The sequence below is a fragment of the Syntrophaceticus schinkii genome, assembly GCF_000946815.1.
GTDB lineage: Bacteria > Bacillota > DSM-12270 > Thermacetogeniales > Thermacetogeniaceae > Syntrophaceticus > Syntrophaceticus schinkii.
In genome coordinates this window covers 1-11152 of sequence record NZ_CDRZ01000094.1, presented here as the reverse complement: position 1 = coordinate 11152, position 11152 = coordinate 1, and the positions used below count along the sequence as shown (strand labels likewise).

General features: G+C 34.3%; 10 protein-coding genes and 1 pseudogene. 6 read left to right on the top strand and 5 right to left on the bottom strand.

What is annotated here, in order from left to right:
• Positions 1-983: 983 nt before the first annotated feature.
• The 5 genes from SSCH_RS22320 (at position 984) to rfbD (ending at position 4345) form a co-directional block, all read left to right on the top strand.
• Positions 984-1181 carry a sugar phosphate nucleotidyltransferase gene (locus SSCH_RS22320; RefSeq protein ID WP_456300452.1) on the top strand — a complete coding sequence of 66 codons (198 nt, stop codon included), beginning with the start codon at positions 984-986 and terminating at the stop codon, positions 1179-1181.
• Positions 1165-1773, top strand: coding sequence for a sugar nucleotidyltransferase (locus tag SSCH_RS05385; RefSeq protein ID WP_456300453.1), 609 nt, complete (start codon positions 1165-1167; stop codon positions 1771-1773). The genes SSCH_RS22320 and SSCH_RS05385 overlap by 17 nt, the downstream gene beginning before the upstream one ends.
• A 123-nt stretch (positions 1774-1896) precedes the next feature.
• Positions 1897-2448, top strand: a complete 552-nt coding sequence (rfbC, locus tag SSCH_RS05380) for a dTDP-4-dehydrorhamnose 3,5-epimerase (RefSeq protein WP_044664576.1) — start codon at positions 1897-1899, stop codon at positions 2446-2448.
• Positions 2448-3503, top strand: coding sequence for a dTDP-glucose 4,6-dehydratase (gene rfbB, locus SSCH_RS05375; RefSeq protein WP_456300451.1), 1056 nt, complete (start codon positions 2448-2450; stop codon positions 3501-3503). The genes rfbC and rfbB overlap by 1 nt, the downstream gene beginning before the upstream one ends.
• Positions 3500-4345 carry a dTDP-4-dehydrorhamnose reductase gene (rfbD, locus tag SSCH_RS05370; RefSeq protein ID WP_044664575.1) on the top strand — a complete coding sequence of 282 codons (846 nt, stop codon included), beginning with the start codon at positions 3500-3502 and terminating at the stop codon, positions 4343-4345. The genes rfbB and rfbD overlap by 4 nt, the downstream gene beginning before the upstream one ends.
• A gap of 243 nt (positions 4346-4588) precedes the next feature.
• Here rfbD and SSCH_RS05365 read toward each other — a convergent pair whose 3' ends face one another.
• The 5 genes from SSCH_RS05365 to SSCH_RS05350 form a co-directional block, all read right to left on the bottom strand.
• Complete coding sequence (locus SSCH_RS05365; RefSeq protein ID WP_044664574.1) at positions 4589-5671, bottom strand: N-acetylneuraminate synthase family protein; 1083 nt, start codon at positions 5669-5671, stop codon at positions 4589-4591.
• Entirely contained in the window at positions 5619-7349 is a 1731-nt protein-coding gene (locus SSCH_RS05360) for a cytidylyltransferase domain-containing protein (protein ID WP_052835357.1), read from the bottom strand. Before SSCH_RS05360 ends, SSCH_RS05365 begins: the two co-directional genes overlap by 53 nt.
• 14 nt (positions 7350-7363) lie before the next feature.
• Entirely contained in the window at positions 7364-8668 is a 1305-nt protein-coding gene (locus SSCH_RS05355) for an oligosaccharide flippase family protein (protein ID WP_332306907.1), read from the bottom strand.
• Positions 8631-8804 (bottom strand): hypothetical protein, encoded by a 174-nt coding sequence (locus SSCH_RS18165; RefSeq protein ID WP_156972116.1) that lies wholly within the window; start codon positions 8802-8804, stop codon positions 8631-8633. Before SSCH_RS18165 ends, SSCH_RS05355 begins: the two co-directional genes overlap by 38 nt.
• Before the next feature lie 98 nt (positions 8805-8902).
• Positions 8903-10402, bottom strand: coding sequence for a DUF2206 domain-containing protein (locus SSCH_RS05350; protein WP_044664573.1), 1500 nt, complete (start codon positions 10400-10402; stop codon positions 8903-8905).
• A 491-nt stretch (positions 10403-10893) separates the two neighbouring features.
• Here SSCH_RS05350 and SSCH_RS20035 point away from each other — a divergent pair.
• A pseudogene (locus tag SSCH_RS20035) lies at positions 10894-11152 on the top strand (IS4 family transposase); the annotation flags it as partial.

The following is an 11152-nucleotide window of genomic DNA, read 5'->3' as shown; positions in this document are numbered from 1 at the left end:
CAGAGTAATTAAAAAGGTCAGTACGAATATGCCAAATTGTTATAAGAATTTTATAGAAAATGTTTAGTGTACAACCTCCTGAGGAAGACCGAGTATGAGTACAATTGATAAAAAAAAACTTAGGTATGAAAGGGAACTCCAGTAATACCCATATGTATATTTCACATAGTATCGTAGTTTTTCCATCATCCTCCTCCTTTTGCATTGTAATCTGTTCGTCACGTTAAAAAAGTTCTTTTTATATTAAAACTAAATTTAATATATTACCCCCCACGTCTACCCGTTTCCATAATGATTAATGCAGTTAACGGCATAGGCAGTCCTACCAATGAAAAGCATATAGGCTTCCAGTCTAGCACTGACTTAATTTTTATGTTAGTCCCGGCATGAGCGCCAGTCATGGCCATGGACATTCAGTAAAGGCAGTGGTGTTTTCTGGTTTGCTAGGTGCCTGATGGAATACTTTTGTACATGAATAGTACTGTCCTGTTTGGTGGTCCATAAGTTAGCAGAACGGCCTATGCAGCGCCATCACTATTACTGTAAGTTCGCTGCATTATTTGCAAGGCAAGTTCGTTCTGAACTGTTGGCATCAACACTGTGGAATTGAAAGAAGAACTATGAAAGGAATATTATTTAAATCTATTCTGGAATGAGTATTAGTCGAAACCTGTCTCTTCCATTACATATAATATCATTAAATGAAACTTTGAGAAACATATCAAGTATTAGAATGACATTCCCACCTCACCCCCTCACAGAGCTAAAAGCAACAAAGCAAGCCTCCCCCCTCCCCCTATAGACCCACTAAAAGCATAGCTTTAAAGTCCTAATAAAAAAAGGCTTTACCCCAACTTTTGCCGAATAATAAGGTAAATCAAACTTAATAAAGCAAAAATGGAAAAGGATGATGCCACCTTTGCCATTTTTACACCTAATATTTGGTTAGTGAATACGGAATAAAAAAAAACGGGGGATTTCAAATGACAACAACTACAAAAGGTATAATTTTAGCGGGTGGATCAGGTACTCGACTCTACCCATTAACAATGGTAACAAGTAAACAGTTACTGCCGGTGTATGATAAACCTATGATTTATTATCCATTATCGATATTGATGTTAGCTGGTATCAGGGATATTTTAATTATCTCCACTCCCACAGATCTTCCTAAACTTTGAAAAACTGCTGGGTGACGGTAGTGAATTTGGCATCAGTCTATCTTATGCAGAACAGCCATCACCAGATGGACTTGCCCAGGCATTTATTATTGGAGAAGAATTCATAGGTGATGATGACTGTGCAATGATTCTTGGAGATAACATTTTTTATGGAAATAACTTAATCAGGTTATTACTTGAGGCAAAAGAAAACAAAGGCAGAGCAACAGTGTTTGGATATTATGTAGATGACCCTGAACGATTTGGTGTTGTAGAGTTTGATCAAGACGGCAGGGTTTTATCGGTTGAAGAAAAACCTGAAGATCCTAAGTCAAATTATGCTATTACAGGTCTCTATTTTTACGATAAACGTGTAGTGGAATATGCAAAATCGTTAAAACCCAGTGCAAGAGGTGAACTAGAAATCACAGATCTCAATAGAGTTTATCTTGAACAAGGAGATCTTGATGTAAAACTCTTAGGAAGAGGTTTTGCTTGGCTTGATACCGGTACAATGGACACTCTTGTTGATGCTGCAGAGTATGTAAGAATAATAGAAAAAAGACAGGGTAATCAAAATAGCTGCTTTAGAGGAAATTGCTTATCGCAATAATTGGATTGATAAAGAAACACTGTTGGCATCAGCTGAAAAATACGGTAAATCTCCATATGGTGAACACTTGAAAAAAGTAGCTGAAGGAAGATTTCGTTATTAATACTTGTGAGGTGTAAAGAAATGAAAATCATTAAGACAGACATAGACGGTGTTTACATACTGGAACCTAAAGTATTCGGTGATCATAGAGGATGGTTTACGGAAACCTACTCAAAACGAAAGTTTAAAGAGTTGGGTATAGATATTGAGTTTATTCAGGACAATCATTCCTTTTCTGCCGAAAAAGGTACCCTGCGGGGACTTCATTTTCAAATAAACCCGAAAGCACAAACTAAGCTTGTGAGATGTACTAAGGGGAAAATTCTTGATGTGGCAGTTGATATTAGAAAAGGGTCACCAACTTATAAAAATTGGGTGGCAGTAGAATTGACAGAAGAAAATAAAAAGCAGCTTCTTATCCCCAAAGGATTTGCACATGGATTCCTATCATTAACAGACAATGTTGAAGTGCAATACAAAGTAGATGATTATTATGCACCAGATTGTGACAGAAGTATTCGTTTCAACGATCCGGAAATAGGTGTTGATTGGGGAATTCGTAATCCTATCTTATCAGAAAAGGATGTCAAAGCACCACTGCTTAAAGATAGTGATAGCAATTTTATTTATTAATGAAAGGTGTGGAATATTTAATGAATGTTTTAGTGACTGGTGGGGCAGGGTTTATCGGAAGCAATTTTGTCTTTTATATGCTTAATAAATATCCTGATTACAGGATTGTCTGTTTGGATCTTTTAACTTATGCAGGAAATCTCTCTACATTAGAACCAGTCATGGCTAACCCAAATTTTAGATTTGTTAAAGGTGATATTACAGACAGAGAATTAGTAACTAATCTTTTTAAAGAAGAAAGATTTAACTATGTTGTAAATTTTGCAGCAGAATCGCATGTAGATAGATCAATTGAAGATCCAGGTGTTTTTCTTAAAACAAATATATTAGGTACTCAAGTATTGATGGATGCATCTAGAACTTATGGCGTCAAGAGATTTCATCAAGTATCAACAGATGAGGTTTACGGTGATTTACCGCTAGACAAAACAGATTTGTTTTTCACTGAAGAAACACCAATTCACACATCATCACCATACTCAGCATCTAAAGCTGCTGCCGACCTATTAGTGCAGGCTTATAATCGGACATTTAATTTACCGATTACAATTTCCAGGTGTTCGAATAACTATGGGCCATATCAATTTCCAGAGAAATTAATTCCACTTATGATTTCTAGAGCATTAAAGGATGATTCTCTACCTGTATACGGAAAAGGACAAAATGTTAGAGACTGGTTGTATGTAGAAGATCACTGCACTGCAATTGATTTGATTCTTCATAGAGGAAAAGATGGCGAAGTCTATAATATTGGTGGCCACAACGAAAGAACAAACCTCGAAGTTGTTAAGACCATTCTGAAAGAATTAGACAAACCAGCATCTTTAATTACATATGTTAAAGATAGAGCTGGTCACGATATGAGATATGCGATAGATCCTTCAAAAACAAAAAGAGAACTCGGCTGGGAACCTACCACATTGTTTGATGATGGAATTAAACAAACGATAAAGTGGTATTTGGATAATCGTTCTTGGTGGGAAAACATTATTAATGGCGATTATCAAAAATATTATACGAGAATGTATGGAAGTAGAGAAGGTGCAACTACATGAGGGTTTTAGTAACAGGTGCTGATGGCCAACTTGGATATGATATGGTCAAAACATTAAATGAGAATAGTATTGAATGTCTGGAGACCAGCATAAATGAACTGGATATAACAAACGAAGCCCAAACAAATGAGGTAATTACTAATTATTATCCAGATGTTGTCGTACATTGTGCAGCATATACTGCAGTTGATAAGGCAGAGGATGAAAGAGAACTCTGTTATAACGTTAATGTGCTGGGAACAAAGTATGTGGCAGCAGCTTGTAAAGCTATTGATGCAAAAATGGTTTACATCAGCACAGATTATGTTTTTGATGGAGAAGGAGACCAGCCTTTTGAGGCAACCGACCAACCCAATCCCATCAACTATTATGGAAAAACAAAGTATGAGGGAGAACTAGAAGTTCAAAAGCTGTTAAATACATATTTTATTATCCGCATATCATGGGTCTTTGGGCAAAACGGCAACAACTTTGTTAAGACAATGCTCAGATTAGCAAAAGAACGAGATGAAATATCTGTAGTTGCTGATCAGATTGGTTCGCCAACATATACATATGACTTAACGAGGTTAGTTGTTGACATGATCCAAACTGAAAAGTATGGGATATACCACGCCACTAACGAAGGGTATTGTAGTTGGTATGAATTTGCATCTGAAATATTTAAACAAGCAGGGCTAGAAGTAAAGGTTAAACCGATAAAAACGGAAGATTATATAACTAAGGCGAAAAGACCGAAGAATTCCAGATTGTCGAAAAGAAAGTTAGCGCAGCAAGGATTTAGTGGTCTAAAAGAGTGGGAAGGGGCCTTGCGTGAAGTCATAAAAATTACTGAAAAGTGAAGTTGAGAATGAATGGGTATATCGGAAAGTTTATAAGACATTTTTACCGATAACCACATGGCCGAGAATCCTGCTTGAGGACCTAACACAAAGGCTATATTGTCATGTTCGCTGGTATTTGACAAAATGCGGGTGGTAAACGGTACCCTTGCGAGGGGAGGGGTTTTTCTCCCCGAGCTTGCTGTTAATTAGTGCAAACCATTTTGTACTTACACTCTTGAGCATTCTTTAACATTTGACTGCTTATTTATTTGCAGAATCATTAAGAATAATATCTTTAAATGCAAGAATCTCATCTTCATCTATGTCCCGCAAAGCCTCTCCACCCAGTGCATAATAATATAACTCAGCTGGCATACCGGTACCGGGTCTTTTTAAAACGAGATCTTCCTTCTCTATGATTTTCCCTTCAGGGATAAATCTATTTGCTACAATACTACGTCTTGCATTTTCTCTAGCAGCGCTCTCTTCCTTTAACCAGTGTTTTTCGAATTTGCCCATTACACTTAACTGAAATTCAAGCTTTTCTCTAAAACGCACAATATCACTATAATCCATCGCATGGTAATGGTCATTACCGGGAAGAGATTTATCATATGTAAAATGTTTTTCTATAACCTGCGCTCCAAGCATCCACGAAGTTAAAAGAATCTTGTCCATATATTCAGGCAAGGTGTGATCTGAGTATCCGATTATCGTTTTTGGAAAGACTTGAGCCATATGTTTAATCATACCCAAGTTGGCATGTTTATACGGTGTTGGATATAATAAAATACAGTGCAGGAGAACAATTTGGTCATTTCCCTCATCCAAAATAGTTTCAACAGCTTTATAAATTTCTGATAGAGACGATGCCCCTGTAGAAAGCAAAATCGGTTTCTTTTTCCTTGCAACAGACTTTAAGAGTAAATAGTTTGTAATATCAGCTGACGCCACTTTGAAAGCTGGCACAAGTTGATCAAGAAATTCGACCGCTTCCTCGTCGAAGGGTGTTGATAAGAAATCTATGTTATTCTCATCAGCTAATTTTGCTAACGATATATATTCATTTTCACCGAAAACATCGTATTTTTTGAAAAGATCATATTGGTTTCGGGAAGATTCCTTGCTCCTATCCCAATAGGCAGGAGAATTTTTTGATGCAAGTTTATGGGCTTTATAAGTTTGAAATTTAATAGCATCAGCACCGGCTTTTGAGGCTTGTTCAATCATCAGATAAGCCTTTTCAATATCACCTTCATGGTTGACACCGGCTTCTGCAATAAAATATGGCCTATCCACCCTTCCTTTTAATAGTGTGGTTTTCCCAATTGTTATATCTTTCATTTTTCCACCTCTTATGTTCATATAAAATTTCATAATTAACTCTTTCCAACCCTTGCCTAACATTGGATTTTATCTGTGCATTATACATTGCTCTTCGTTTATCATTATCATTAACCAGTTCTATAATTTTCTTATAGATTTTCTCCGGTGTAACATTAGGAGCTATACCTAAATACTCAATTCCTTTATGATACCTAGAAAATAGGTGCAAAGTCTCTCTATCATTTTGTGAGATACTTACTGTGGGTATTCCCATTGCAGCCATTTCGTAAACCGTTCTGCCATTAGAAGTTATCCCGATATCTGCTTCTTTCATTATTAATGCCATGTTTGGTGAGTTGTAAATAACATGTACTCCTGACTTAATATCTTGTGGAAAGGTATCTATTTCTCTATTAAGGCTATCTAACGATTGATATGCTGGCCCTAATACAATAATAGCTTTCTTTAGTGATGTATTATTAAGAAGTGCTGGTAAAACTTCCACAACTTTTAATGTAAGATTATTCTGATCAACACCACCGAATGTCACTAAAAGATTCTCTGCTTGTTCCTTAAATTTAATTGGATTGTGAATTAAAAATCGCCTGTTGAGGCACTCATATTTATGCCCATACCTATGGTGTGACGGGGGATTACTTAATTCATATAACGCATTAAATACAAGATGCGCCTTCTTGCTGCCAGTCCCTAGATCTTCAAAATTTATTATAAAACAATCGTTGCTTTTTAATGCTTCTATGTAATCTGCATCGGTATCAAGTATATCGTTAATAATAATATCGGGCTTGATCTCCTTTATGTTTTTAACAATGTCATTTTTAGTAATCTCATTGATTAAATATCCATTACTTTTAATTATATCAAGAGCCGCTTCATTACTATCAAAGGTAAGAAAAAATATTTCGTGACCAAGAAATGAATCTGCTAAAGTCAAAGCTCTGTATACATGACCCATTCCTATTTCAGTATTTCCATTAACTATAAATGCTAACTTCAGCCTATTAATATATGCTTCTGCCACTAACCAATCATTTATTGTATCAATATCTACACCTTCATCTTCTGCAATAGGGTAGGCAATTATTTTTTCTCCTAATCTTGTACTACAACTAATACTATCAGCTCGCGTGATTAAAAATGCGCCTGTTTCCTTATATACATTAGGCAACCACTGTCTATTCTTTCTTTCAGAATATAACGGTAGATATTTGTCACCCTTCTTTGCCCACATGAGATGCGTATCGTCTGCTACTGATATTACACTATCAACATTTTCCCTCAATAGTTCATGAACAGCACTATCTATTGTATCGGGTTTTAGTAAAGGAGATGTTGGCTGCAAAGTGATGACAACATCAAAACCTATTCCCGTTTTATCCTCAATAAACTTATATGCATCATAAACTACAGGATCAAGTGTGACTTCATCACCAGCAAGTTCTGCAGGTCGTTCTCTTAGGTAAATTGGATAGTTTGATGCATACTCTAATATTTCCTTGTCTTCTGACGTCATTACAACATGGGTTATAGTTTTAGAGTTTAACGAATTGTTAATCACATAGAAAAGCAACGGTTTACCGTTAAGTAATCTTAAGTTTTTTTGTTTTATTCCCTTTGAGCCACCGCGTGCGGGTATTACTGCAAGAACATGAATTAGTATCACCTCCCAATACATTGATAATTTATATTTTATGAAGCTTTTGTAAATACCATTTCTTTAAGCAATCCAAACTCTTTAGGACTCACGACCTTTAACAAATAAGCAACCAATGAATAAACAGCTACACCAATTACAACTTTTAAAATAACATTACCCTGGAAAATACAAATAATAACGCTCATAACTATTGCGGCCAGGGTACATTTTCCTATAGATAACCAGTCAACATCAATCTTCATATATTTAAGCGAATAATAACCCATAAAAATTAGAGAAAAAACATATGATAACAGCGTACTGGCTGCAGCAGCTGTAATACCTAAACGAGGAACGAAAATAATATTTAGCAATAAATTAATAAGAGCAGTTAATATCCAACTAGTTCCTGATATATAGGTTTTCTTAGTTAATACTAGGACCTGACTAATGATGATAGTCACTCCTAATATTAAGGAACCAAGTGAAATAAATGGAATAACTAAATAACCGTTATTTGCAATATCTGGGGTAGATAGTATTAATAATAAATCCTTAGATAAAATAGATAAGCCAAATACAGCGGGAATTGTTATTAATAGAAAATACTTCATTGTATACTTCATATAGCTTTTAACTTGGCTTATTCTCCCTGTATCATATAGCTCTGAAAGAACAGCCGGCATTATAAAACCAATTGGCATTGCAAACATACCTATAATACCGCCCAATGAATAACCAGGAGAATAATAGCCCACATATGCAGTGCTAAGAAAATATCCTATAATATAACGGTCGCTAGCATTAGTAACCCAACTAGAAATATTGCCTGGCACAGTTGGTAAACCAAAAAGAAGATATTCTTTAATTTGGCTAAATCGCGGAATACAGATATTAATATTAAATCCTATTAGAATAAACAATGCTATGAAAATAACTACTCTTATCACTAAAGAAGCAATTAAAACTTCTACAAGGCCCTGTTTCCTTACCAACAATAAATATGCAATTAACGCAACCTCACCATATGTTTTTATGATTATAAAAAAAGCATATAAATTAATCTTTTGAAAGGCACGTAATACAGCAATACAAACACCAATTAAACACTCAACCGGCAATATAACTGACAATATCCATATCATTTTTCCACTACAACCTAACAATCCAGCAATACTATCAGCACATAAGAACATAATAATCGAAATAATGGAGCTTACTACAAGTACAAGAGTAAAAACAGAATAGTAACCGTCTCTTACAATTTCTTTGCTTTGCTCCCCCGGTAAAAATCTAACAAGAGTATAGGGTAACCCTAAATTAGCCAAGGTAGGTAAAAGCGAAAGCGTGACTTGTATCTGAATCCAAATCCCATAATCTGAGACTCCTAATTACTTTGGTCAAAATAGGCAATGTAACCAAACCACTTAATGCTACAAGGGCATTTGTAATACCGGTAATACCTAAATCTTTTGCAAATTTCAAATAAGACATTTATAAAATCTCCATTATAACATTTTCACCCTTATCATTAATTGAAATTTTGTATCCAAAAGGTAATAATTATCCTCTCGCTATTATAAACCCCGGCATCAGCTCCCGCTATTATACTCATATGATAAGGCCTGTCCATTAGCATATATTTTATTTTGCTTATCGAAAAAATAACTATATGTATCACTTATATAAGGGTTTTGGGGGTCTTTAATTTTAATTTTTTTTGCGATATCATCGGGTGCATAAACAAAACCCTCAATCTTATTATTTTTTTCAGCGATATGTCTTACAAAAACGTACCCATCTTTAACCTCTATTTCTTTTTCTTGTCCAAAAACTTTCAAGTTAAAAACTATTTCTGGATATTTACTCACATACATAAAAAGCCCATCGGTACTTGGAAAATGAAGCAATAGGTTTGTATATATTGGTAAACTGCTTGAGTTATTATGAGACATCCATCTAGCACCATAAACATCACTATCATAGATATATAGTCTTTGATAACCACCGGATTGATTATCAAGTATTTCTCTACCCCTGATACCTACTAATTCGTGGTAAAGAAAAGAGCTTGACATAAAAATAATAATAATAGTAACAGCACAAAAAACTAATCGAAATTTTTGTATTATAATATTATTAGTATATTTTAATTTTATTACGGTTCTGCTAATAGCATCGCAAGCTACAATATAAACTGGGGCAAGAAAAAACAATAGTTGAAGATACAATCTATCCGCTCCATAGCCATGCGATATCCAAGGCATAATAATCTCACATATCAATAACAAAAAAGATGTAAAAATTAATATTCTAAATTTAGATAAACGTTCATATGCTTGTGGCCTTACTACCAAAGCAATAACTCCTAATGTAATCATAATTAGCATACCCCGTTGAATAAAACCAGGTATTAATGACAAAATAGAAGTTTTTTCATAAGTGAATATACTTTGTACAACTGGTGAACGCATTTCTTCAACAAACATATTACCAAGATTTGTTATTATATTACTAGCATATTTAACATATCCACTAAAAGCTACATCAGTTATTTGACCCCAATAAAAGAATATTAGAACCATAGATAGTAAAATCAAGCTTATTGATATTGAAGCACCTTTTTTCATATGTAACAACGTTTTATTAAACAACCAATATAATAATAGCATTAGTGTTATAAATATTGGTGTTACATAATAAGAAAGGACCGCACAGAGTAACAAAGTAATACAAATTACTTTAGACCCTAATGTTCCAGATAAATCATCAAATAACATATAAAACAATAAATAACCAAAAAATAGCGATATACCAACACGTAGTTGCCCAGTAAGCAAATAGAAAAAGGGTATTTGGCTGATATAAAAGAATGCTGTTATAAAACTATATAAAGGGCCTAAATCATTTTTATACATCTCATAAACAATAACTGGTAATAAGGCAATTATCAATATTAAAACTACTTTAAAAACAATTATAGAATCTACTCCTAAAAATTTTTGATATAGAACAGGTAATATTGTGATACTCATACATGCATCAGGCTGGTTTTGAATAAATAAATTATCCCATTGCAAAACAGTTAACAAACGTGTAAATGATTGATATTCTGCATGGATATCACCCCCGATTAAATAATTAGATATAAGACTTCTTGAAAGAAGAATAGATAAACCAATAAAATATATGGATAATGGATATGCTTTATTCTTCGTGTTTCCATATTTCCTTATTAAAAACAAAAAAAAACACTAAAATAAAAATAAAATTTGAAACTAATACCCTATTACCCCACCCCGCATCCATTATTAATCGACCGGTAATTGAAAAAACTAATAATGATAAACAAATAGTAAATATAAAAATTGAGCGCGTATTAATATTTATTTTATTTATTTCAAACACTACTAAAGAGCCCCTATAGTATGACAACGCTGTTAATAATAAAACTCAACTTTCGCACTAAAAAAATACCCTCAAACCCTTGATATATCTGAACTTTAACAACAAAAACACCCCTCAATCTGGTAAAATAGAAGTACGCAAAACCCCATTATACCAAGGAAAGAAGGGTGCTCTTGTGACTTCTATCTTACCAGAAAACATTACCGATGAAAATAGGTCAGCCAATTATGTTGCAAACTTTTTCAAAGAACACAAGATAGGTGAAATACTCGTGAAATCGAATTTCAAAAAACAAAAGGGTTTTTCTTGCAAAGAACTATTGCAGTTTCTTGTGACCTTAGTTTTTTTAGGCAAAAACCTGTACCGCTACCTGGATATCACTACCGGCGCCGCTCCCTTTCAAAAAGACGCTGTCTACCGGTTTTTGAACGACT